Origin of the sequence: Parazoarcus communis (assembly GCF_003111665.1) — a bacterium.
GTDB lineage: Bacteria > Pseudomonadota > Gammaproteobacteria > Burkholderiales > Rhodocyclaceae > Parazoarcus > Parazoarcus communis_B.
In genome coordinates, this window is record NZ_CP022188.1 from 1,311,554 (window position 1) to 1,336,389 (window position 24,836).

The window sequence follows — 24,836 nt, forward strand, 5'->3', positions numbered from 1 at the left end:
ATTCCGACCGCAGCTTTCCGGCGCCTGCGCCCGGTTCTGCTCCGGTTTCGGCGTTTTCCGGGAGGTGTCATGGGACCAGTGGCGCCAAGCCATGGGGCCAGATTCTTCACCCGGGCTTGAAAGGGCGGGGCCGAATCGAAGTGCCTAAGCCCCGCACTCCATGGTGTTGCAGTGCAATATTGTCGTGCATCGGGTGCCCGGCACGCACCGCCACAGTGCCTTCAAGCCCTTGATTGACATGGGCGTGGCCGATTCTCTCCGGATTCCAAGGGGTGGAACGAGATCTGCTTAGGGCTTATCTGGCTCCATCGATGGGGCCAGATAACCACGGTCTTTGAACCATAACCGGAGCGGGTGCCATGAAACCAAGCCAGGAAAAGGATTGCTGCCTGATGTGGCGTCAGCTGCTGCCCGACTTCGAGCGCGATGGCGCCACGCTGCAAAGCCAGCTGCGCAGTGCCATCGTTGCGGCGATTCTTGATGCACGTATCGCCAGTGGCTCACGCCTGCCCTCCAGCCGAAATCTTGCTGCGATGCTGAAGGTTGCCCGCAACACCGTGGTCCTCACGCTTGAGCAACTGGTGTGTGACGGTTATCTCGAGGCACGCCCGCGCAGCGGCTATTACGTCCGGCAAGGTTCGGCTGCCCAACCCGGGCCGATCCAGTCCGAAAATGCAGCCAGCACGACGCGGGTGGCGTGGGGCAAACGCCTGGCTGCTACACCCCAGCGGGACAAGTGGCTGGAGAAGCCGGCCGACTGGCAGCGCTACCCCTATCCATTCGTCTATGGGCAGTTCGATCCGAAGATGTTTCCGGTGGCCGAATGGCGTGAGTGCAGCCGGCTGGCGCTGAGTGTGGGCGAGATTCACAACTGGGCGTCCGACGCCATCGAGCATGACGACGACGCACTGGTCGATCAGCTCATCCGTCGGGTGCTGCCGCGGCGGGGCATCGCCGCGCACCCGTCGGAGATCCTGATCACCCTTGGCACCCAGCACGCCCTTTACATGCTGGCCGAGCTGCTGATCAAGCCCGGTACCGGGGTCGCCATCGAGGAGCCCGGCTACATGGACGCCCGCAACATCTGCGCGCGGCGCCAGGCGCGCATCGTGCCAGTGCCGATGGAGGCCGACGGCGCGCTGGCGCCCGGTCATCTGAAGGATGTGAGTTACCTGTACTGCACCCCCAGCCACCATTGCCCCTCAGGCGCCACGCTGTCCACCGAGCGCCGCATCGCCTTGCTGCAGGAAGCGGCCCGAAACGACGTGGTGATCATCGAGGACGACTACGATGCCGAGATCCAGTACAACGGCCAGCCCTCGCCTGCGCTCAAGGCCATCGATCGTCACGATCAGGTGGTGTATATCGGCAGCGTATCCAAGGTGATCTCACCCGGGCTGCGCGTCGGCTACATGGTGGGCAATCCGGAGCTCATTTCAGCTGCCCGAAAGCTGCGCCGCCTGATGGTTCGCCATCCGCCATCCAACAACCAGCGCGCACTCGCGCTCTTCATTGCACAGGGGCATTACGACTCACTCCTGCGCCGGACCACGTCGATCCTGTCGGAGCGGGCTGCGCTGTTGTCTGATGCCCTGACTCGTCACCTGCCCGATTTCGAGTTCCGTCGTCCCAGCGGGGGCGCCTCGATCTGGGCCAAAGTGCCGGATGACATCGATCCTGTGCGCCTGCGTCGGGAGGCGATGGACGCAGGCGTGCTGATCGAGTCTGGCGAGCCCTTTTTCTCCGGTCCGGACCACGCGCACTTCATCCGGCTGGGCTATGCGTCGATCGCACCGGAGAAGATCGAGGCGGGCATCATCGCGCTCGCGCAGGTCGTGGCAAAGTGCCGGCCTGTGCAAGTGCATCACCCGGTTCGTCTTGTGCGCCCTCCAGTGAAACGGTCCGTCGCGATGGCGATCGCCTGTTGAGTGCAGCCGGCGGGTGGCCGCCCGGCGCTGGCTCAGGGTCAGGCGCCGAGGCGGGCGCGGAGGAGATCCTCGAAGTCCTGTGCCGGGAGCGGGCGGCTGAAAAGAAAGCCCTGCAAGGTGTCGCAACGGTGTTCGCGCAGGAAGGCCAGCTGGCCTTGTGTCTCCACGCCTTCCGCCACCACCACCAGATCGAGGCTGTGCGCCATTGCCAGAATGGCACGCACGATGGCGGCGCTGTCCTTGCTTGATTCGACGTCGGTCAGGAAGCTGCGGTCGATCTTGAGTTCGTCGATTGGCATGCTGCGCAGGTAGGACAGCGACGAGTATCCGGTACCGAAGTCGTCGATCGAAAGCTGCACGCCAAGGGCCCGAAGATCGCCCAGCATGGCCGTTGCCTGGTCATGCTGCGTCATCAGCAGCGATTCGGTCACCTCGATCTTGAGGTGGGCCGGGGTGATTCCGGACGTGGCCAGCGCATTGCGCACCGCGCCCCTGAACGAGTGATGGCGGAACTGCTGCACCGAGGCATTCACTGCCAGAGTGCCAGGTTTGAGACCTTGCGCATCCCACTGGGCAATCTTGCGGCACGCCTCCTCGAGCACATACTGACCGATGTCGATGATGAGGCCGGTTTCTTCCGCGACCGGAATGAACTCCACCGGCGAGACGTACCCGCGCTGTGGATGCTTCCAGCGCAACAGGCATTCGGCACCGACGACTTCCTCGCTCACGACGTCGTACTTTGGCTGGTAGAAGACCTCAAGTTCGTTGCGCTCCAGCGCACGACGCAGTTCGTTTTCCAGTCCCAGACCACTGATCGTGCGCGCGTTGAGCTCCTTCGAATAAAAGCAGAAGGCGCCTTCAGGGTTCGCCTGCTCACTTTCCAGTGAGCGGATCGCGATACCTGCGTTGCGCTGCACTTCGTTGGAGTCGGTTCCATCGTCGGGGAAGATGGCGATACCGATATTGAGCGCGAGGTAGAGTTCCTGTTGTTGCAGGTGAAAGGGCTCGGCAAGCGCGCGCAGCAGGCGCCTCGCGATACGGGCGATGGTTTCCGGGCTGAGCTCTCCGTGCAGGAGCAGGGCGAACTCGTCACCGCCGAGGCGCGCCAGTCCCTGATTCTTGTCCGATTGGGGAAGCACGGCGAGCAGATCGCTGTCGCGGGTGGCGATTTCAAGGCGCTGGGCGACGCGAAGCAGCAGTTCGTCGGCCATGGCGGGGCCGAGGGCCTCGTTCAGCTGTCTGAAACGGTGGATGTTGAGCAGCATCAGCGCGCCGCTCTGGCCGTTTCGCTCTGCCTGCTTGATGGCCCATTCCAGTCGATCGACCAGTACATGCCGGTTGGGCAGCCCGGTCAGGCGGTCTGTGTTGGCCAGCCGGTCCTGATAGGCCTTGGCGGCAAGCGTGTTGCGCACGCGAAGCACGAGTTCGCTCTCGTCGACCGGTTTGGCCAGAAAATCGGTGGCGCCCATTTCGAGTGCCTTGAGCTTGGTGGGTGCGTCTGAAGAGGAGGTCAGCACGACGACCGGCAGGTGCTCGAAATGCTCATTACTGCGGATATAGGCCAGTATCTCGAAGCCGTTGACGTGCGGCATCATCAGGTCGAGCAGCACGATGTCCGGCCGCTCGCGCTCGAGCGTGGGGATCGCTTCGCGGGCGTCGGCAGTCAGCACGAAGCGCTCGTACCCCGCGTCTTCGAGAAAGATCTGCAGGGTGTCGAGCGTGATCTCTTCATCGTCCACCAGCATGATGCTGGATTGCCGTATCGGATCTCCGTTCACGGCACGCACGGGCGCGCGTGTCGGCAGGTCTGGAAGCTCAGGGGCGGCGAATTCGCTCATTTCGATGCTTGTCGGTTTCTTCTGGGTTGCCTTAACTTTAACGTCATCGTTCAGTTCGTCCTAGGGTATCGCGAATGCGAACTGAATGCCGGCGTGATCGTCGTCACGGCGCGGTCGATGCTGCGTGCTCGGTTTCGGGCGGCCCCACCATGCGCCCGGATAGTGCCCTGATCGCCGCAACTTGACAGTTGCATCCGTCCAGATCTGCTGCTTTTGCTGCATTTTCCAGTTCTTGTGACGGCTCGGTGAAGGCGTGGAAGCCAACGGTACCGGCCGCACCCCTGAGCCAGTGTGCGAGTGATGCCAGCGTGCCGAAATCGCCGGCGGCAAGTGCGGCGTCGAACTCGGGCATCTGCGATTGCATGCGTATGACGAATTTCGCGATCACCCGGTGCAGGCGCGGGTTGCTCTCAAGCCCGGAGTGCAGTGCCCCGCTTTCGCCCGCAATCGGGATCATTGCGGGCGCTGCTTCGGCCGTGGGGTCCGTTGCGGCCTGCGGCGGTGACGACGCGGGCAGTGGCGGGACGGTCTCCACCGGAGACGGTGGCGCTCCCTCGGGCGCTGCGATACGGCTAGCGATATCGCGGATGGTGTTCATGCAGTGCGCGCAGGCTGCGGCGTCGTCCTGCCGGGCCGCCTGCTCGAGTTCGGCTGCCGGCTCGGTGAAATCGTCGAAGCCGACTGTACCGCCCGCGCCCTTGAGCCAGTGCGCCAGGGCGGCCAGCTCGCGGAAATTTCCACCCTCCTGCGCAGAGACCAGCACCGGAAGCTGTTCGCGCATGCGCACCACAAACTTGCCGATGACCGCATGCATGCGCGGCTTGCTGGCGAGTCGCGACTGAATCGGCGCAGCTGTGCTTGCCTCCGCCGATGTCGCGGTCGTCCCGGTGTCTGCTGCGATCACCGGCGTTGCCGCCTCCACACGCTCTGCCTGGTCGCTCCCGGCATGTTCGCGGTGTCCGCCGACGACGTTCGCCACCATGGCCAGCAGGGCATCGATATCGACCGGCTTGGTCAGGTAGGCACTGCAGCCCGCCGCGATGACCTCCTGTTCGAAGCCGCGCATCGCATTGGCGGTGAGGGCGACGATCGGTGTGGCAATCCCGGCAGCGCGCAGCGTGCGGGTTGCGGTAAAGCCGTCCATCACCGGCATCTGCATGTCCATCAGGATCAGGTCGTAGGCCTTGGCACCTGCCTTGTCGACAGCGATCTGGCCGTTTTCGGCCTCATCCGGCTTGAGTCCGAATTCGCCGAGTACGGTGGCGACCAGTTCGCGGTTTTCGTCGCCGTCATCGACCACCAGAATGCGTGCCGTGGCCGGCATGACCCAGCGCGAGCCTGCCTCCGCAAGCTCGACATTGACGGTTTGACGCAGGCTCGCGTCGTCGAGCAGTCGGATACCCGCAAGCGCACCGGTCGCGAAGCTGGCGGCGAAGGTGCTGCCCTCGCCGGCCACGCTGGTGACGATGATGTCGCCGCCGAGCGCGCGCGCAAAGCGCCGGCTGATGGTCAGGCCGAGACCGGTGCCGCCAAAGCGGCGGTGTACGCTGCTGTCTGCCTGCACGAAAGGTTCGAACACCGCTGCGACCTTGTCTTGCGCGATCCCGATACCGGTGTCGCGAACTGCAAAGCGCAGCAGGGCCGGGTCGGTGCTTGTGTCCAGGCTCAGGGTGAGGGTGACGCCGCCGTGCTCGGTGAACTTGATTGCATTGCCAATCAGGTTGGTCAGAACCTGGCGGATCCGGGGGGCATCGGAGAGGATGGTTTCCGGGATGCTGCCATCGACATGCAGGTCGAGCCTGAGGCCTTTCTCCTCGGCCTTGACGTTCATCGTCTGCACCACCTGGTGGGCGAGCGCATAGGGCGAACAGGCAATGGATTCGACTTCGAGCTGTCCGGATTCCACCTTGGACAGGTCGAGAATGTCGTTGATCAGTGCGAGCAGATGCTTGCCACTGGAATGAATGGTGTTGAGGTGGCGCGCGGCGTTGCTGTCGTCCCGTGAATAGCCCCGGCGCAGCAGTTCGGTAAAGCCGAGAATCGCGTTCATCGGCGTACGGATTTCGTGGCTCATGTTGGCCAGGAAGTCGCTCTTCGCGCGGTTCGCAGTATCGGCCGCGTTCTTTGCCTTTTCCAGTTCGATGCTGTTTTCTTCGATCTCGGTAATGTCGTCCACACTCACCAGCACGCCACCAGGCTTGCCGTCACCGCCCAGCACGGGCGCGCAGTTGATCTGGAAGGTGCGTTGTTCGGTGTCGCCGGTGCGCATGTGCAGCGTGTGATTGACCTGAGGCTCGCCGTCGCGCAGTGCCAGCGTCCACGGCAGTTGTTCCGCTTGAAGCGCTGCCCCGTCAACACTGACCCAGGGCAGCGTGGTGGCGTTCATGCCCACCAGCGCGCTGGTTTCGCGGCCGACGAACTCGGCAAAAGCGCGGTTGGCCAGAACGACGGTCTGTTTGCGATCAAGCACCAGCAGCCCCTCGGTCAGCGTATCGAGGGCGTTGCGCACCCGGCTGGGCACCGCACCGGAGGGGTCGAGATGGCGCAGTACCTTGCGCAGGTAGAAGTAAAACACCGTGAGCGAGCCGAAGAATACAAAGCCGAGCAGTTGTGTCAGCGGGTTGTGCAGCACCCCCATGACGCCCGGCGCGAAAATCGGTTCGAAGCGCAGTTCGAGCTTTCCCCACGCCGTCTTGCCTGCAAGGATGGGGACCTGGATCTGTTCGTCGGTAGAGCGCTCATCGTTGCCAAGCGTCCAGTTTCCGATGTGCTGACCAACTTCAAGAACAACCTCGCCTTTCTGGTTGCGCAGCGCGGCAGAGAGCAGGTGCTCGTTACGCTTCACCACCAGGCGCAGGGTCGGTGCGAGCCAGTGCTCCTCGCCGTTGGAGGCGATTTCGGCGGCGTTGGCTGCGATCGCCTCGGCCAGTGCAACCCTGCCGTCGCGTACCGCTGCGGCACGGTCGGGAATCATGCCAAAGAAGCTCGCCGCGAGCAGCACGCTGAGAACGAGGAAGGCCAGACCGACCGAGATATGCGCTTTGGCGCTGAGTTTGCGCATCATTGCCTTGCTTCCTGTTGCTGCGCGGATGCCGGTGCCGCGGGCGTGATCTCTGGGGTATGAACCGGCTCGGGTGGGTTTTCAGGTGTGCCGTCAACCAGGGACTCGAGGGAGTCGTCGTCGCCGGTGTCGCTTTGACGGGAGTTGCCCAGAATCGGGAGCGGGTCCAGCAGGCGCCATGCCGGCATGGTGGTCAGCAGGCTACTGACGAGTACCCCGCCACGGATGATCCAGGCCACATAGCCGATGGTCAGTCCGGCCCCAGTGACCGTCGCAACCGCCACCGTCTGTCGCTCGCCCCGTGCTTCCTGATCGGCCGCGTTGCGCAGATCGGCAAAGGCCTGCTCCATTCGGGCCTCGCGCAGGCTGCGGCTCACCTCCGATTCCAGCGTGCGCGTAGCCGACAGATCGGGAGAGCTGTAAAGCAGCGCAAGCACATCGGTGTCGCTCAGGCTGAGCGAGACGGGCACGATGGCGCCATCCTCGACGATGTCTACGCTTGCGACGGCGTCGTTTGTTTCCTGGGTCAGCACGATCTGCGGCAACGGGGCTTCAGCCAGTACCTGGGCCGCGGGTGCAGCAGGTGCAACTGGCGCCTCGGCCGCCGTATCTGTGGGCTCGGCGCGCGATGCTTCCTCCCTGACGACGGGCTCGGCGGGCGGTGAAGGCGCCGGTTCTGGCGCAGCCGGCGGCGCAGTTTCGACCGCTGGCACGGGTGGCGACACGGCATTCACCGTGAAGCTGGTGCGGGTGGTGATGAAACCATCGTCGACCTCGATCACGATGGTGGTCGTGCCGGCGCCACCGCCATGGCCTGCCAGCACGCTCAGCGTGCGGTTGGTGCCGCCGCCGGAGAGCTGCACGGCAGTATCCGGCACCACGGTCTGATTGCTGGAGTAGGCCTTCACCACCAGTGTGGTGACGGACGTATCCACGTCGCCAATCACAAACCCGAGCGGGCCAAAGCCCTCGCCGGCCGTGATGTTTTGACTGCCGATAGTACTCACGGTCGGGGCGTCATTTATCGCGTTGATGTTCAGCGCGGCAGTGTTTGCGGTGGTGGTTGTGCCGTCGCTGACCTCGAAGGCGAAAGTCACGGAGCCGTTGGAGTTGTCTGCGGGGGTATAGGTCCAGGAGCCGCCGCCGATGGCGGTGAGGGTGCCGGTCGCGGTGCCGCCGCTGACGGTGAGATTGACCGCGGTGAGGGCATCGCCGTCGATGTCCGCAGCGCCGGCGAGCAACATGGCCTGCGTGATGGTGAAACTGCCGCTATCTTCGTCGATATTGCCCAGATCAATCGCGACCACGGTGGGCGCATCGTTTATTGCGACGACGTTCAGGCTGGCGGTGTTTGCGGTGGTGGTCGTGCCGTCGCTGACCTCGAAGGCGAAAGTCACGGAGCCGTCGGAGTTGGCTGCGGGGGTATAGGTCCAGGAGCCGCCGCCGATGGCGGTGAGGGTGCCGGTCGCGGTGCCGCCGCTGACGGTGAGATTGACCGCGGTGAGGGCATCGCCGTCGATGTCCGAGGCGCCGGCGAGCAACATGGCCTGCGTGATGGTGAAACTGCCGCTATCTTCGTTGATATTGCCCATATCGATCGCGACCACCGTGGGTGCGTCGTTTATTGCGACGACGTTCAGGCTGGCGGTGTTTGCGGTGGTGGTCGTGCCGTCGCTGACCTCGAAGGCGAAAATCACGGAGCCGTTGGAGTTGGCTGCGGGGGTATAGGTCCAGGAGCCGCCGCCGATGGCGGTGAGGGTGCCGGTCGCGGTGCCGCCGCTGACGGTGAGATTGACCGCGGTGAGGGCATCGCCGTCGATGTCCGAGGCGCCGGCGAGCAACATGGCCTGCGTGATGGTGAAACTGCCGCTATCTTCGTCGATATTGCCCAGATCGATCGCGACCACCGTGGGTGTGTCGTTTACTGCGACGACGTTAAGGCTGGCGGTGTTGGCGGTGGTGGTTGTGCCGTCGCTGACGCCGAAGCTGAAGCTCACGGGGCCGTTGAGGTTTGCCGTCGGGGTGTAGGTCCAGGTCCCGTCCAGATTGTCGGTGAGCGCACCGTTTGCGGGAGCGGTGCTCAGATTGATCGCGGTGAGGGCATCGCCATCGATGTCCGAGGCGCCGGCGAGCAACATGGCCTGCGTGATGGTGAAACTGCCGCTATCTTCGTCGATATTGCCCAGATCGATCGCGACCACCGTGGGTGTGTCGTTTACTGCGACGACGTTAAGGCTGGCGGTGTTGGCGGTGGTGGTTGTGCCGTCGCTGACGCCGAAGCTGAAGCTCACGGGGCCGTTGAGGTTTGCCGTCGGGGTGTAGGTCCAGGTCCCGTCCAGATTGTCGGTGAGCGCACCGTTTGCGGGAGCGGTGCTCAGATTGATCGCGGTGAGGGCATCGCCATCGATGTCCGAGGCGCCGGCGAGCAATATGGCCTGCGTGATGGTGAAACTGCCGCTATCTTCGTCGATATTGCCCAGATCGATCGCGACCACCGTGGGTGCGTCGTTTACTGCGATGACGTTAAGGCTGGCGGTGTTGGCGGTGGTGGTTGTGCCGTCGCTGACGCCGAAGCTGAAGCTCACGGGGCCGTTGAGGTTTGCCGTCGGGGTGTAGGTCCAGGTCCCGTCCAGATTGTCGGTGAGCGTACCGTTTGCGGGAGCGGTGCTCAGATTGATCGCGGTGAGGGTGTCGCCTTCGATGTCCGCGGCGCCGACGAGCAACATGGCCTGGGTAATGGTGAAACTGCCGCTATCTTCGTTGATATTGCCCAGATCGATCGCGACCACCGTGGGTGCGTCGTTTACTGCGACGACGTTCAGACTCGCACTGCCAATGCTGGTGCTGAATGCGGTCGTTCCGCCGTTGCTGGAGGTGTCTGCAAGCGCGCCGTTGCTGCCGCTCGAGCGGTCCCAGGCACGGAAACTGACCGCTGTTGCCAGGGTGCCGTTGGTGTTCGCGTTTGGTGTGTAGTGCAGGCGGGTCTGGCTGGTCGCTGCCAGCAGCAGGGCGTTTGTCGAGCTCAGCGTGGCAGCATCGATCAGAGTCCAGTTAACGCCGTTGTCTGTGCTGTAGCGCCACTGGCCATTGGTGGCGTCAACAGCGGTCAGGGCGATGCCGGTGACCGCGCCGCTGTTGCTGTCGCTGACGTTCTGCGGACCGCTGCCGGAAGTGTTGAGACTCACCAGATCGGTGACCGACCACCCCACCGCGCCAACTGGCGCCGGGGCGTCTTCGTTGATGGCCGCGAGCACAAGCGTCGTGCTGGTGTTCAGTGCCGGTGCGGCATTGGCCGTGGCGCTTTCGGGCCAGGTATAGGTCTTGGCGGAGACATCCTCATCGTCGCTGGTGGCCGCCTGGGCCTCTCCCTGCCACGCGACGACGAGTTGACCTGCATTGTTGAGGGCGATGTCCGGTATTTCCTGCGTGTCCTTGAAGTAGCCATTGACGAGGATCTCAGTGCCCGTGACCGAACCGCTCAGGAAGCTCTTCATCACAATCGATTCGCTGTCGGTGTCCTGTCCGTTTGATTCCCATGCAATGACCAGATCACCACGCGCATTCATCGAAATCCTCGGATTTTCCTGGTCGTTCGATGTGTAGGTATTGACGGTGATGGGGGTTCCGCTAAACGCGCCGTCGGCGCCGAAACGTTGCATGCGGACAGCATGGCCTGAGTCAATGTTGACCTCGGCCCACACCACGACGAAATTGCCGCTGGCATCCATGGCAACGTCAGGTCCCTTTGCGTCGCCGTATCGTGTCTGCTGAACCGATATCACGCTCCCCGCCGAAGCTGAGCTGTCATAAGTGCGTGCGAAAATTCTCTTGTTTTGACCCTCATCCATCCAGGTGATGACGAAGCGACCGTCATCGGCCATTGCAACGCTTGGCGTGACTTGCTTGTTGGAGATGAAGGTATTGACCGTGAGTACGCCTTCAGCCTTGGGTGTTCCGTTACTGCTGAAGCGGCGCGCATAGACTCCTTCGTTGTCTGCCAGACCGTTTCCGCTCCAGGCGACCACGAAATCGCCGTTGGATGCCATGGCCACACTTGGTGTGAACTGGTCGCCAGTGGTCGCGTCGAAATTGCCGCTGGTGACAAGAATCTCGCCGGTCAACGGGTTGCCCGTAGCGTCGAAGCGCCGCACATAGACGTCCTTGTCGAAACCGTGGTTGCTTACCCAGCTCACCACGAAACCTCCACTCCCGTCGCTTGCTACAGCAGGCGTGGTCTGGTCTCCGAGCGTCGTTCCATTAACAGTGAATTGGGCGCCCCTTGCCGTTCCATCTGCGTTGTACAGGCGGCCAAAAATCCCTTTTCCGGTGAGAGAAGTGTCGGATTCCCAAACGGCCAGCCAGACACCATTGTCCAGCATGGCAACAGCCACGTTATCCTGGGTGCCGCCGGTAGGTGAGCTCAGTGCGATATCACCGCTTACCGCCGTGACCCCGAGACTGCCCTGCCAGCTGAAACTGGCGAGCGTGGCGGCTTCGATCGCGCCGGTGCGTTGTTCCAGCACCCAGTTGCCGCCGGCCGTTGTTGCGCCGGTGCGGTCGGTGCTGGCTGCGACATCGGCACCGGTCAGGCGTGCAAAGCGGTCGATGAAGTACAGCCCCTCCTCGCCGGCGGCCACATCGCAGCCGTAGAGCAGGATGTCGGCATCGGCGCCAAGCGCCAGTGACCAGTCGGCGATGCTTGCGGAGCGGCTCTCCAGGCTTGCAGCGTCGAGTACGGAATTGCCCAGCAACAACTGCCCTGCGCTGCCGTGCGACAGGATGTGCACGGCGCCGAGGTTCGAGTACTGCGAAAGGATGCTGCCAATCTGCTCCACCCCGTCACGCGTGCTGTCGAGAAACACCACATCGAGCGTGGGCCGCGTGGCTCGCAGTTCGTCGATCAGGGCGTCGGCATCCTCTACGCCGCTGTCGACAATGAGGAGTTCCCGGCTCAGATCCTGGGTGGACTCGGTGGCAAGCCAGTCTGCAGTGGGTGCGTCGAGCGTGCGGGTCTCTGCCGCCGGCATGGCGGCGCCGGAAAACAGCCCCGCCGGCGAGAGGTCTGCCGAATACAGCAGGCGCGGCTCCATCTGCTCGGCCAGCGGACGCTGTCGCAGTGCCGGCGGGCGTGCGGGTAGCAGGCGGCGCAGGTGACGGGTGAGCAGGCGTAGCATGGCGGTGGCGCCCGCTTACAGACGGCGCTCAGGCCGTGGCTGCTGCCCCGGTCTGAACCGCGTCAGCACGGTGTCGAAGGACATGTCGGCACGGCTGCTCGAGGCGCGTGGCGCAGTTGCCTTGGGTTGCGGTGCAGTTTCGGTGCCTGCGCCGCCGGCGTTGGCGAAGCTGGCCTTGCAGCGCACGCCGGCCGGAATGCGGTTGTTCGGGTTGGGCAGTTCGAGGCGGGCACGGAAGGTATTGCTGGCGGCGTCGAGCACCTTGTCCACCCGCGTGACCGTGGCATTGATCAGGTCAAGCCCCGGGAGGTCGGGCCGGATGTCGGCGACCATGCCCGGTTCGATGCTGCCATACAGCGTGTTCGGCAGTACGACCTCGACCCGCAGCGGGTTGAGCTTGGCAACGCGCAGCAGCGCGCGCTCTTCGACCCGCTCGCCTACCGACATGAAGCGGTCGGTGACCACGCCGTCAAAGGGGCTGCGTACGACGCGCTCGCTCAAGCGGGCTTCGGCCAGATCCAGTTCGCGTTTCGACACGCGTTGCAGATCGCGCGCCTGCTGCAGTTTTTCCTGGGCAATGCGCACGTCGGCATCGGCCTGTTCCACCGCCTGGGATGAAACGAAGTTGCGCGCAAAGAGGTCGTTGGCGCGACGCTGGCGGTCGTTGGCCAGGTCCAGGTTGGCCTGGGCGCCGCGTATTTCGGCCTCGATCTCTGCCCTGCTGCGCGCAACATCGATCTGCGCCCGCTCAACGGCGTCGCGCAGCGTGGCCAGCACCTGGCCGCGGCGCACGGTATCGCCGCGTTCCACCTTGATGCTGTCGATGATGCCGGTGACCGCGCTACCGAGCTCCGCCACCTGGTCGGCCTGGATCAGGCAACCCAGCGGCTGTGGTGGCGGTGCGGCGCTGGTCATCGTGGCGAAGGCGGTGAGCAGGGAGAAACAGAGGATCTTGTTCATGGCTTAGAGTCCAGGGCCGCGGTAGGCGCTGCGGCGGTGCTGAAGATGTTCGGCACGCAGCATGGCTGCGCGCAGGTGACGTTCACGGGTTTCAATTCGGTACTGGCCAAAGCGGAAAAACCAGGCCGCGACCGGGCCGGGTACTCGGTTCAGGTGTCGCCTCAGCAGGCGGCGCGCAAGGCTTGGCAGCCATTCTTCGACGCCGTCAGCATCGAGCGCGCGGAAATGCTCGGCACTGCCCGGGTCGCCCTGGCGCGCGCAGCGCCCGAGCAGCTGGCGGTCGGTGCGTGCAGTGCTGTTGTGCTGGCAGCAGATCACATGCAGGCCGCCGGCATCGCGCACCGTCGGCTGCAGGCGGATGTCGGTGCCGCGGCCGGCCATGCGGGTGGAAATGGTGATGCGCCCCGGCAGCCCGGCCTGGGCGACGATTGCGGCTTCGTCGGCATCCTGCAGGGCGTCGAGTACGATATGTGGCAGGCCTGCCGTGTGCAGTCGCGCCGACAGCGTGCGCGAGTCCAGCACCGAGTCGGTGCCGATCAGCACCGCGCGACCGGCTGCGGCCAGGGCGCGTGCGCGTTCCACACAGGCGGTCCACATTGCGTCACGGTCGGCAAACACCCGCGGCGCACCGAGCTTGCGTTGCAGTGGTTTGTGCGTGGGCAGGCGCACCACCTGCCGATCGTACACGGCGGCCAGTTCGGCGGCGCATTCACGCAGCGTGCCGCTTACCCCTGCGAGCTGCAGGTAGCGCGGGAAGAAGCGCTGGTAGGTGATCTGCGCGGCGGTCACGTTTTCGGTGCCGAGCGCGCAGCCCTCCTTGAGTTCGATGAAGCGGTGCAGCTCCTGCGACCAGGCGCGCTTGTCGGCAATCCGCCCGGTCTGGGCGTCGACAATATGAACCTGTCCGTCCCTGACCACGTAGTGACGGTCGCGGGCGTAGACATGGAGGGCGGCAAGCGCCTGCTGCAGACGGGCGGCCTGCAGGCGCGTGTTCTTGCCCAGCTTGGCCGCGGCGGCATGACCGGCTGCGGTCAGCTCGACGCGGGGGCTGCCGCGTTCGATGCCGAAGTGGGTGTGCTGTACCAGGCTGCGTGCGCAGTCGAGCACGGCGGCGAGCGCGGCGCCATCGCTTGCTCCGGTCTGAGGTCTGGCGAGTACGAGCGGCATTCGGGCCTCGTCGATCAAGGCGCTGTCGGCCTCGTCCACGATCGCCATGCACAGCCCGCGCAATACCCGCAGGCCCATGCGTTCGGGCTCGGCAAAGGCACGCGTCAGCTCGGTCAGGCGATCGGGCTCGAAAGGCACGAGCACGCTGTCGCGCAGGTAGTCGAAGGCGAGTTCGCGGGACGTTACATAGGTGATGTCGGCGCCGTAGGCGGCGCGACGGGCATCCACGCCGTCGCCTTCGCATACCGTGCCAACCCGCAGCCCAAGGCGTGCGTAGAGCGGTGTCATCTCCGCGGCGTCACGGCTGACGAGATAATCGTTGGCGGTGATGACGTGAACCGGGGTGCCGGCCAGTGCCGCACCGCTTGCAGCCAGTGCCACGACCAGGGTCTTGCCCTCGCCGGTCGCCATTTCGGCAAAGGCGCCGCATAACATGGCGTGGGCGGCGGCCAGCTGCACCGTGTGCGGCCGCAGGCCGAGTGTGGCGTGAGCCGCCGCAGCAATGAAAGCGAGCGCGCGCTCGCGCGTGGTGGCGTCGAGGCCGCTGCCACGCAGCGCCTGGCGGAGCCGCGTACATTCGGCGTCGTCGAAGTGCGCGGGAATGCTGGCCTGTATGCGTTTTGCTGCTTGCAGATGGCGGCCTGGTCCCGGCGCGGCCAGGCTGCGCAGTTGGCGTAGCAGGGTCGTTGCACGGCCGATTGTGGCATCGCCCCCGCGCTGCTGCGGGTAGCGGCCATGGCGCAATCCGGGCGCTGGCAGTGGTGAAGCGGTATTCATGGGCAGGCGCAGGAAGCTCATCTCACGGCGCTCCGTCGAAGAATTGCAGCAGCAACTGGCGCAAGTCACGGCCCCACTGTACCGCGAGTGGTTCGTTGGGATGCTCGAAACGTATCCAGGCACGTTCGCCGATCCACGCCGAGGGGGCACGTTCGAGGGCGATGTCGAACTCGAAGAAGGCGTCAGCGGTGCGAATGGCGTCGGGGTCGGCGGCGAGCACCGGGATGGGGCCACCATGACGGTCGGACAGGGCCGCGCTGGGCAGCACATGACCGGCGCCGGCAGCAGCCTGGCGGATAAGGGCCGGGTAGGACTCGTCTGCGTTGCTGGACAGGCGCACGCTCACTGCTGTGGTGGCTTGGCGCACGCGCGCCGCTGCGCTTTGCGGCACGACGGCGCGTACCGCCAAGGCATCGTGCTTCAGCACGTAACCGAGGGTATGGCCGCGGGCCAGAAAACTGTCTGGCAAGTCGTCCTGATGTGGCAGGACGAGCACCCCATCGGTGGCTGCGTGCAGGTCGAGGGCATCGATTTGTGCTTCGATATCGGCAAGTTCCGCTTCGGCGCTCGCAATCTGCTGCGCCAGATCGCCGGCGCCGCGCGGATCGCTCAGCAGGCTGCCGTACTGCTGCGCCTCAAGAGCCGACAGGCGGCTGCGGGCTTCCCGTGCCCTGGTCAGCAGACGGGGGTCTTCGAGGCGGGCGACAATCTGGCCCTTGCTCACCTTGTCGCCGTCTCGGGCCAGGATTGCGCGCACGAAGCCGCCGCTGTCGCTGCTCAGGCGGGCCTGCTCGGGCAGGCTCATGATGCCGGGTACGGTTGTCGCCGATGGCAGTGGCAGCAGCGTGAGGCAAAGCGCGGCGCCCGCCGTCACACCGATCAGGCGGCGCCGCACCGGCGACTGCACCCGGCCGATGTCTGCAGAGCGCCAGGCGCCGATCGCGCGCGCAAGCGGCAGGATCAGCAGGGTGACAATCAGGAAGGCGCCGGCGGCAAGGCCGAGCAGATGCGACATGGTGCCGATCCAGCGCATGATCTGGTAGCCGACGACGAACTGGAAGGCCCACGAGGCAGGCGCATACAGGGCGAGCCACTTGCCTTCGCCCGCTGCGGTATCGAGCAGCGGCATGCGCGCGCCGAGCAGATGGTGGCCGACGCGTGCATGCCACCAGCGCTGGCTGCGTGACGCCAGATTGGGCAGGTCGAGCGCGTCGGCCAGCACGTAGTAGCCATCGAAGCGCAACAGCGGATTGCCGTTGAACAGCAGCGATGACAGCGCGCCGATGAAGAACGCAGTGAGGGCCACATCGCGGACCATGCCCGGTGCGGCGGCCAGCCACACCCAGAAGGCCAGCGCGGCGATGAGCAGTTCGGTCATCACCCCGATGGCGCTGACCAGCATGCGCGGGCGGCGCTCGAAAGCGTTGGCGGCACGGGCATCGACGTAGGGCACCGGCACCAGCACCAGCAGGGTGAAACCGGCACTGTCCACCGTGCCACCCCAGCGCCGTATCGCGAGGCCGTGTGCGAGTTCGTGCACACACTTCATCAGCGGATACACGATCCAGGCGATCAGCACGAAACGGGGCGATCCGCTGGCCTGCGCAATCGCCTCACCCAGCACCGACCACTCGCTCGCCGCATACAGCGCACTGAGGACGACCACGAGCAGCCAGGCCAGCCAGGCGCCGCGAGAAAACAGCGCCGTGACGCCTGGCAGCAGGCGATCGAGCAGCGGGCCGGGGTCGAACAGGCGCACCCGCATCGACAGCGGGCTCATCGCCGCACGGTTCTGCTGGCGCTCGCGGCGCCGGGCTTCATCCACCTGGGTGGGGAGGTCGGGCAGGACGTCGGCCTTCAGGAAACCTGCGCTGTTGAGCTGCGCAAGCAGTTCCAGCACTTCGGGCTGGCTCGGAGCACCGTCACCGAAGCGTTCGACGAGCCGATGCCACAGGGTATCGAGGTCGGGACCGCCGTCGAGCAGGCCGACCAGGCGCCAGGCCGATTCGTTGAGCCGCAACTGGGTGCGCGAGTCGGGGCTGGAGAGCACATGCCACACACGGCCACGCGCTCGCAGCCGACGTGCCCGCACCACGCTGCGCAAGGCCGGACGCAAGGGCGCAACTTCGTGCCATTGCGGGCTGTAGAGCGCCTCGTTCACAGCCCCAGCCACGCCCAGATCTGGAGTTCGAACCAGCCGCGCAGGCGGCGTGTGAGCTGGCTCAGCAGCGGCGACGTGCCGCTCTCGATGCGTGCGTAGCCGCGCATGCCGGGCTGGGTCGCCGCGGCCGGTGCGTCGAGTTGCGCTTCGACCTCGACAAAGTGGCGACCGTCGCGGTCGGTGGTGACCGGCATCACCCGCTGTACGGTGAAGCGCATCGCGGTGTCGGGCAAGGCCGACAGCGCCACCTGCCCTGCTGCACCGGCAGCGACCCGCGCAATGTCACGCTCATCGACCTCGATCATCAGCCGGTATCTGGCCTGCGGTGCGAGCACCAGCAGCACGTCTCCGCGCTGCACCGGTGTGCCTTCGGCCTGGTCGAGGTTGCCGGTCAGTACCACGCTGTCCATGGGTGCGCGGATCAGGCTGCGCTCAAGCTGGTGATCGATCAGGGCGATGCGGGCGCCGGATTCTTCGCCGCGCGCATGGGCGAGCACCATCTTGCCGCGGTCGGCTTCGCTCTGTGCTGCGGCAAAGGCATTGTCGTGCTGCGCCAGTTCGCTTTCGAGCTTGCGGCGCTCGAGTTGAAGCTCGCGATCGGCGAGCCGGACCAGGGTCTGTCCCTGCTCCACCACGTCGCCCGGACGGACGAAGGCCTTCTCGATGAACCCGTCTACGGGGGCGACCATTGCGCGTTGAATCTCGCCCTCGATCCGGGCGTCGGCGGTCAGTGTGTGCGGCAGGGGCACCAGCAGTGCGGCCAGCACCAGCACAGCCGCAGCCAGCCCGAGCAGGCGAGTTCGCGGCGCCGGTGCCTTGCCGGGTGGGCGCAAGGCGTTGCCGACGCGTTGCAACACCGGGGCTTCGGCGCGTTGGCGCAATTCGATCACAGGCCCCGCGAGGGCGGCGATCTGCTCCACCGCTTCGAGCATTTCCGCGCTGAACACGGCGTCCGGTTCATGTTCCAGCAGCAGGGCACCGATCGGCGATGTTTCCGCGAGGATGGGCACCGTGCACAGGGCCGTGCCGCTGCGCCGGGCAAGCATCTGGTGGGCGCGGGTGACATTGAGCCCAGCGGCGTTCTGTTCCGGGAATACGACGACAGCCGCCTGATCGATGGCTTCGTCCATGGCGGCCGTGACCAGCGGGTCGTTCAGGTCGCGCTTGTCCGGGGCGGCCAGGTGAGCAGTCGCGATCAGGCGTGCACTGCCGTCCGTGACCACACCGACGCAGGCCGCACGCAAACTGAAGGCCGTGGCGAGTTCGTTTGCCAGTGCGGTCGCGGCTTCCTGCAGACTGCGCGCGCTCAGCAGCTTCGCCTGCGAGCGCAGGACCAGGCTCAGGTGCGGGTTGTGCCGGGGAGTGGTCTGGGTCATTGAGCAGCGGGCTGTGTTGGGCTGGATACGGTGTTGGCCAATAGTGGCATGAACTGAACACCATCGAAAGACGCATCTGGCACACTTAATGCGTCTTGAACGCACCACTTTGGGTCGCGCGCTGTCTGCTGCCCGGTTCGGGGCGACATGCCCGGCGTCGGGCGAGCAGTTGTCGGCGCCGTTCCGCGCTGAGTGCAGGCACGATGGCTGCCTTGATGCAGCGCCCAGAACCTTTAGGCCGGGGGCGTGGTCGGACAGCCACATTCCATCGTTCATGGCCATCATGTCCACGACCCGCGATCACTCCCTGTTTCCGTTGCGCCCTGCGGTCTGGCGTCGCATTGCCGCTGCGCTGGCGCTGTCCATGTTTGCCGGTGCAGCCCCCGCCCAGACTTCCGGCCCACAGTGGCAGGGGGCGGCGTTCGAGGGCGACCGTGCGGCGCTGACCCGGCTCGCCGAGGCTGGCGCGCGCGTGATCCGCGTCTATCGTGAGTCCGACGTCTGGGTGCTCGACGCGGCGCAGGAACTGGGGCTCAAGGTGGTGATGGGCCTGTGGGTCGGGCATCCGCGCCATGGCTTCCGCCTCGACGATGCCGCGGCGCGAAAGGCGCAGGAGGCCGACATCCGCCGTTTCGTCAGCCGCTATCGCAGCCATCCGGCGATCGTTGCCTGGGGCGTGGGTAACGAAGTCGAAACCGGTGAGGCTGACCCCATGCCTGCGTGGCGTGAGGTGGACCGGTTGGCCGGGGTGGTGAAGACACTCGACCCCGGCCGCCCAACGATGATGGTGGTGGCCGACACCAGTCTCGACCGCCTCAAGCTGCTGGCGGACTGTTGTGCCAATGTCGATCTGCTCGGCATCAATCTCTATGCTGGCGCGGTGTTTGACCTGCCACAACGCCTGCGTAGTGCGGGCATCACCAAGCCGGTTGTCGTCTCCGAACTCGGTGCGCTGGGTCAGTGGCAGGCCGGGCGCAAGCCCTGGGGGGCGCCGGTAGAACTCACCAGCCGCGAAAAGGCAGACTTCTATCGCAAGGCGCTGGCCGCCCTGCACGCCGAACCGCAGGTACGCGGGGTGTTTCCCTTCCTGTGGGGCGCCAAGCAGGAGCAGACCGCCACCTGGCACGGCCTGCTGCTGGCCGACGGCAGCCTCACCGAGATGACCGATGCGCTGGCCGAGGCCTGGGGGCGCCCGCCCCTGCACCGGGCGCCGACGATTCTCGGCGTGGGCATCTCGGCCGACGTGTTCGCGCCGGGCGCGAGGGTGTCGGCCGGCGTCGACGCCCGCAGCGCCGACGATGTGCGTCTGAGCACGGAGTGGAGCGTGCGGGCCGAGGCCACCGACCTGCGCCTTGGTGGCGACAACGAGGCTGCGCCCGCGCGGGTCGATGTCCCGCTCCTCGGCTCGGACAACGGCCAGGTGAGTTTTCTTGCCCCGAAGCAGCCCGGCGCCTATCGCCTGTTCATCACCGTCAGGGGCGCTGGCGGCAAGGCCGCGACGGCCAATCTGCCTTTCCGGGTTCGAGCCCCATGACGCACGCCTTCCCTGCCTGTCGGGCGGAAGCGTCGATCGCAATACGCTTGTGATCGAGTTGCCGACGCCGCTGTACTGAGTCTGGTGCGCGGGCCCCGAGCCTGTTGAATGCCAGGCTCGGGATGCGTTCGTGGTCTACTGAAACGCCACCTCGGTAAAGCTTCTCAGCTTGCGACTGTGCAACTTGTCCACGCCCTGTTCGCGCAGGAGCTCGATGGCGCGGATGCCGATTCTCAGGTGCTGATCGACGCGTTCGCGGTAGAACTGGTTGGCCATGCCAGGGAGCTTGATCTCGCCGTGCAGGGGCTTGTCGCTGACGCACAGCAGGGTGCCGTAGGGCACGCGGAAGCGGAAGCCGTTGGCGGCGATGGTGGCGGACTCCATGTCGAGCGCGACCGCACGGCTCTGGCTGAAGCGGCGCTCCGGGCTGCTGTTGCCGCCATGGGAGGGCAGCAGCTCCCAGTTGCGGTTGTCGGTGCTGGCCACGGTGCCGGTGCGCATCAGGCGCTTGAGTTCGTAGCCGCTCAGCTTGGTCACGTCAGCTACTGCGGCCTGCAGCGCGAGCTGGACCTCGGCCAGCGGCGGGATCGGCACCCACAGCGGCAGCTCCTCGTCGAGCACGTGGTCTTCGCGCACATAGCCGTGTGCCAGCACGTAGTCGCCCAGTTCCTGTGTATTGCGCAGGCCCGCGCAGTGGCCGAGCATGATCCAGGCATGGGGGCGCAACACTGCGATGTGATCGGTGATGGTCTTGGCGTTGGCCGGGCCGACCCCGATATTCACCATGGTGATGCCGCCGCGCCCCTTGCGCTTGAGATGGTAGGCCGGCATCTGCGGCAAGCGCGGCGGTGCCGTGCCCGCTTCATCGCCGGGATGCGCGGTCTCGCCAGCGCGGCGGGTGATGACGTTGCCAGGCTCGACGAAGGCCTTGTAGCCGTGATCCGCAGTGTTTTCCTGCATCAGGGTATGGCCCAGCTTGATGAACTCGTCGATGTAGAACTGGTAGTTGGTAAACAGCACGAAGTTCTGGAAATGCTCGGGCGCGGTGCCGGTGTAGTGGTTCAGGCGTTGCAGCGAGTAATCCACCCGCGGGGCGGTGAACAGCGCGAGCGGATGGGGTTCGCCCGCCGGCGGCTCGTAGGTGCCGTTGGCGATGCCGTCGTCCATCGCGTTGAGGTCGGGCAGATCGAAGATGTCACGCAGGCGCTGGCGCTGCACGGGATCGAGCTGACCTTCGATGTGGTCCTGGCCGGTCATCGCAAAGTGCAGCGGGATCGGTTGCGTACTGCTGCCGATCTCCAGCGAAACACCGTGATTTTCGAGCAAAAGGCGAAACTGGTCCGGATAGTAGTCGGCAAACAGTCCGGGCCGCGTCAGCGTCGTTTCATAGATTCCGGGCCCGGCAACGAAGCCGTAGGACAGGCGGGAATCGGCGCGCGCCACGGTATCGGTGCGTACGCGCACGAAGGGATAGCAGGCACGCACATGACGGCCGACGCTGTCGCCGGCCACGAAGCGCTGCAGCGCATTGCGCAGGTGGGAAACACCACTGTCGTAGATCTCGCTTACACGGGCCATTGCAGCGACCGGATCGTCGAAGCGCGAAGGGGCAAAGTAGGGCGCGTCGCCATGAACTTCGGGGGCCATGACTGCCTCCTGTTGGATTGTCGGTTCGATTCAGGCCGAGCGTAGCGCAGTTCTGTGTGGATAGGATGAAGCCCGGCCAAACGGGCACAGGATCCGGAGTCGCACTGGCCGCTCGTTCAGCGACAAGGTCTTGATCTGACGCATATCCCTGGTGATGCGTGGGGGCTATGGTGAACTTGGATGCTTCCCCGTCTACAGTGCGTCGATCGCAAAGAGTCCGTCATGCCGCGTCGCCTTTTCCTGATCCTGGTCCTGCTCGCCGGATATGCCGCGCCGGTGTATCCGGGGCCGTGGCGGGCGGTGGAGAACAATGTGTTCGGGTGGCAATTGATGACGCCCGACGAGCGCATCGAGCATCAGCGCCGTCTGCGCGGCTTTGACGCCTACGAGGCCTGCTCCGCCTATGTAGCAGCACACCATGCCGAACTGCAGGCCAGGGCAGATCGCGCCGGCCTCGTGCTGAGCCCGCGTCGGCAGTCCGTGTGTGATCAGTTGCGTGCCGAAGGCAGGCTGAAATGAACACGCGGTTCCGCTTCCCGCTCAATGAAATGATCGCGCCCGCCTTGCTGCTGATGCTTGCGCTGAGTGGCGCCGGATGGGCGCTGCCCCAGGGTTTGCCGCCCTGGCGCAGCGTCGGCATCGTATCGGCCTGGCTTGGCACCGGCCTGCTGGTGGGCAGTCTGCTGCTGATGGTCAGGGGGCCGCGGCTGGCCGCACTCCTCGGCGGGCTCGACGTTCAGTATCGCTGGCACCATCGCAGCGGGACGCTTGCCTATGTGCTGTTGCTTCTGCATCCGCTGGCCATCGCGCTCGATGCCTGGGCACAGTCGCCGCAACTCGCATGGCGGGCGCTGGCGCCCTGGTTCCAGAGCTGGCCGCTATGGCTGGGCTGGGCCGGGCTGCTGCTGCTGATGACCGGTCTCGCCACGACCTTCAGCCTCGATCTGCCCTACCGGCGCTGGCGTGCGCTTCATTACCTCACGGGCATCGGCGTGCTGTGCGGGCTGCTCCATGTGTGGGCCCTGCTGGGCGAGCCCGGTGCGCTTTGGCTCTTCATGGCACTGGCCGTGCTCGCCCTGTGCTGGCGCCTGTTCGGGGTGGATCTCGGCATTGCTGCCCATACCTACCGGGTGCGCAGCGTGGTGAAGCCTGCGGCGCGGATGATCGAAGCAGTGATCGAGCCCTGCGGCGCGCGGATACGAGTGGTGCCGGGCCAGTTCGTGTTTGCCGCCTTCGGTGATGGCCCGCATTTCCACGGTTGTGGCGAGTTCCACCCCTTCACCGTGAGCGGCATCGGCGCCGATGGCAGCCTGGCGGTGGGCATCAAGGCGCTGGGGCCGTGCTCGACCCATGTGCAGGCGCTCGAATCCGGCGTGCTGGTGCGGCTGGAAGGCCCCTTCGGCAACTTTCTGGCCGGGCGCCATTCCAGTGCCCAGTTGTGGATTGCCGGCGGCATCGGCATCACCCCGTTTCTGGCTGCGCTGCGGCGCGAACGCCTCGCGCATCCGACCACGCTGATCTATCTTTACCGCAGCGATGCCGATGCGGCCTACCTTGAGGAGCTGAAGGCACTTGCGGCGGCCGACTGCGCGCTTACACTGATCACCATCCGTGCTGATGGCGCGCCCGATTTCGACCCCTTGCTCGGCAACATCGAGGGCTTGTCCGGGCGCGTCGTCTACCTGTGCGGGCCGGCGCCGCTGGTCGATGCTGCGCGTGCGTCGCTCGACCGTCACGGCGTGCCGGGCACCTCCATCCACTTTGAAAGGTTCGATTTCCGATAATGCGCAAACTCTTCGTTTCGTCCACGCTGGTGTTCTGCCTTGCGCTTGGCGGATTCTGGGTGGCAAGCCTGTTGCTCACGACGCCTGCTGCCGAGGCCGACGTGAAGCCGGCGGCAGCCGGGCGCCAGATCGCTGCAGTCGAGGTGGCGGGCCACAACAGTCCGACCGATTGCTGGATGATTCTCGGCACCGATGTCTTTGATTTCAGCACTTATCTGCCGCAGCACCCGTCCGATCCGGATGTGATCACGCCGTGGTGCGGCAAGGACGCCTCCGAGGCCTATCTCACCAAGACCAAGGGACGGCCGCACTCGCCCTATGCCGACTCACTGCTGCCGAAATTCCATATCGGGACGCTGAAACGGGGGTGAATGATCCGGCGCGTGAGGCCGCGGGCTGGCGGAATGCAGTCTTCGGTGCGAGTGCGCGTGCTTGTCTCTAGAATGAGGCGTCGCAGCCTTCGCGCATCGGCATTCGCAATGAATCTCGGGTAATCGCATATGGAACTCAAATGGCTTGAGGACTTCCTGAGTCTCGTCGCCAGCGGCAGCTTTTCGCGCTCGGCCGAGCAGCGCCACGTCACCCAGCCGGCGTTCTCGCGCCGCATCCGGGCGCTTGAAGCCTGGCTCGGCGTTGCCCTGATCGATCGCAGTACCTATCCCACCCGGCTCACGCCTGCGGGCGAGGCCTTCAAGGGGCCGGCCGCCGATCTCGTAAAGCGTCTGCACGCGGCGCGTGCGCAAGTGCGCGGCTACCAGGCGGTCGCAAGCGATGCGCTGGTCTTTGCCGTGCCGCATACGCTGGCGTTCGCGTTTTTTCCCGGCTGGCTCGGCCAGCTCAAGGACAGTTTTGGCGAGCTGCCGACGCGGCTGATGGCGGGCAATGTCCACGACGTGGTGATGACGCTGGTCGAAGGGGGCTGCGATCTGCTGCTGTGCTATCACCACGCGTCGCACCCGGTGTGGCTCGATCCGGCGCGCTTCGAGGGCCTGACTCTGGGCGTCGAGCGTGTGCGTCCCTTCATTCCCCGCACAGTCGCGCAGGACCGGCACTGGCAACTGCCTGGTGCCCCGGATGCGCCGATCCCGTTTCTGCGTTACGGCCCCAACACCTATCTGCGTCGCATGGTCGACACCATCCTCGACCGCGCGACGACCCCAGCCCATCTCGCGTTGCATTACGAATCCGACATGGCCGAAAGTCTCAAGGCCATGCTGCTGGCAGGTCATGGCCTGGCCTTCCTGCCGGAGAGTGCAGTCAGTGGCGAGCTCAAGCGCGGCGATCTGGTGGGGGCTGGCGGGCCGGAGTGGAGCCTCGACATGGAGGTTCGCCTGTACCGCGACCGCGCCAACACCCGACCCGAACTCGCGCAGTTGTGGGAACACCTGCTGGGGACCGTGACGCCGCCCGCTACTGCGGCCTGATT

General features: G+C 65.4%; 14 protein-coding genes. 6 read left to right on the forward strand and 8 right to left on the reverse strand.

The window, feature by feature from the left end:
- Positions 1 to 359 precede the first annotated feature (359 nt).
- Entirely contained in the window at positions 360 to 1,928 is a 1,569-nt protein-coding gene (locus CEW87_RS05965) for a PLP-dependent aminotransferase family protein (protein WP_199917127.1), read from the forward strand.
- Positions 1,929 to 1,966: 38 nt separating this feature from the next.
- Here the strand turns inward: CEW87_RS05965 and CEW87_RS05970 are convergent, their stop codons facing one another.
- The 7 genes from CEW87_RS05970 to CEW87_RS06000 all read right to left on the reverse strand — a co-directional run bounded on the left by CEW87_RS05970 (position 1,967) and on the right by CEW87_RS06000 (position 18,445).
- Positions 1,967 to 3,769 carry a putative bifunctional diguanylate cyclase/phosphodiesterase gene (locus tag CEW87_RS05970; RefSeq protein WP_108971873.1) on the reverse strand — a complete coding sequence of 601 codons (1,803 nt, stop codon included), beginning with the start codon at positions 3,767 to 3,769 and terminating at the stop codon, positions 1,967 to 1,969.
- Between the two features lie 103 nt (positions 3,770 to 3,872).
- The gene (locus CEW87_RS22925; RefSeq protein WP_108971874.1) at positions 3,873 to 6,833 is read right to left on the reverse strand and encodes a response regulator; all 2,961 of its coding nucleotides are present in this window, start codon (positions 6,831 to 6,833) and stop codon (positions 3,873 to 3,875) included.
- Positions 6,830 to 12,004 carry a cadherin-like domain-containing protein gene (locus CEW87_RS05980; RefSeq protein WP_108971875.1) on the reverse strand — a complete coding sequence of 1,725 codons (5,175 nt, stop codon included), beginning with the start codon at positions 12,002 to 12,004 and terminating at the stop codon, positions 6,830 to 6,832. Before CEW87_RS05980 ends, CEW87_RS22925 begins: the two co-directional genes overlap by 4 nt.
- Before the next feature lie 15 nt (positions 12,005 to 12,019).
- A complete protein-coding gene (locus CEW87_RS05985) occupies positions 12,020 to 12,964 on the reverse strand; it encodes an efflux RND transporter periplasmic adaptor subunit (RefSeq protein ID WP_108971876.1) in 945 nt (314 codons plus the stop codon).
- Between the two features lie 3 nt (positions 12,965 to 12,967).
- Positions 12,968 to 14,929 (reverse strand): hypothetical protein, encoded by a 1,962-nt coding sequence (locus CEW87_RS05990; protein ID WP_159098091.1) that lies wholly within the window; start codon positions 14,927 to 14,929, stop codon positions 12,968 to 12,970.
- A gap of 1 nt (position 14,930) precedes the next feature.
- A complete protein-coding gene (locus CEW87_RS05995; protein ID WP_108971878.1) occupies positions 14,931 to 17,081 on the reverse strand; it encodes a PqqD family peptide modification chaperone in 2,151 nt (716 codons plus the stop codon).
- The gene (locus CEW87_RS06000) at positions 17,066 to 18,445 is read right to left on the reverse strand and encodes an HlyD family efflux transporter periplasmic adaptor subunit (RefSeq protein ID WP_159098092.1); all 1,380 of its coding nucleotides are present in this window, start codon (positions 18,443 to 18,445) and stop codon (positions 17,066 to 17,068) included. The genes CEW87_RS05995 and CEW87_RS06000 overlap by 16 nt, the downstream gene beginning before the upstream one ends.
- Before the next feature lie 364 nt (positions 18,446 to 18,809).
- Here CEW87_RS06000 and CEW87_RS06005 point away from each other — a divergent pair, with 364 nt between their 5' ends.
- Positions 18,810 to 19,979, forward strand: coding sequence for a glycoside hydrolase family 2 TIM barrel-domain containing protein (locus CEW87_RS06005; RefSeq protein ID WP_108976967.1), 1,170 nt, complete (start codon positions 18,810 to 18,812; stop codon positions 19,977 to 19,979).
- A gap of 135 nt (positions 19,980 to 20,114) precedes the next feature.
- Here CEW87_RS06005 and CEW87_RS06010 read toward each other — a convergent pair whose 3' ends face one another.
- On the reverse strand, positions 20,115 to 21,626 hold the full coding sequence (locus CEW87_RS06010; protein ID WP_108971880.1) for an AMP nucleosidase: 1,512 nt from the start codon (positions 21,624 to 21,626) through the stop codon (positions 20,115 to 20,117).
- Between the two features lie 222 nt (positions 21,627 to 21,848).
- Here CEW87_RS06010 and CEW87_RS06015 point away from each other — a divergent pair, with 222 nt between their 5' ends.
- The 4 genes from CEW87_RS06015 (at position 21,849) to CEW87_RS06030 (ending at position 24,834) form a co-directional block, all read left to right on the forward strand.
- Entirely contained in the window at positions 21,849 to 22,145 is a 297-nt protein-coding gene (locus CEW87_RS06015; RefSeq protein ID WP_108971881.1) for a hypothetical protein, read from the forward strand.
- On the forward strand, positions 22,142 to 23,410 hold the full coding sequence (locus CEW87_RS06020) for a ferric reductase-like transmembrane domain-containing protein (RefSeq protein ID WP_199917128.1): 1,269 nt from the start codon (positions 22,142 to 22,144) through the stop codon (positions 23,408 to 23,410). Before CEW87_RS06015 ends, CEW87_RS06020 begins: the two co-directional genes overlap by 4 nt.
- Positions 23,410 to 23,781, forward strand: a complete 372-nt coding sequence (locus CEW87_RS06025) for a cytochrome b5 domain-containing protein (protein ID WP_199917129.1) — start codon at positions 23,410 to 23,412, stop codon at positions 23,779 to 23,781. Before CEW87_RS06020 ends, CEW87_RS06025 begins: the two co-directional genes overlap by 1 nt.
- 129 nt (positions 23,782 to 23,910) lie before the next feature.
- Entirely contained in the window at positions 23,911 to 24,834 is a 924-nt protein-coding gene (locus tag CEW87_RS06030) for a LysR family transcriptional regulator (RefSeq protein ID WP_108971883.1), read from the forward strand.
- Positions 24,835 to 24,836: the final 2 nt, after the last annotated feature.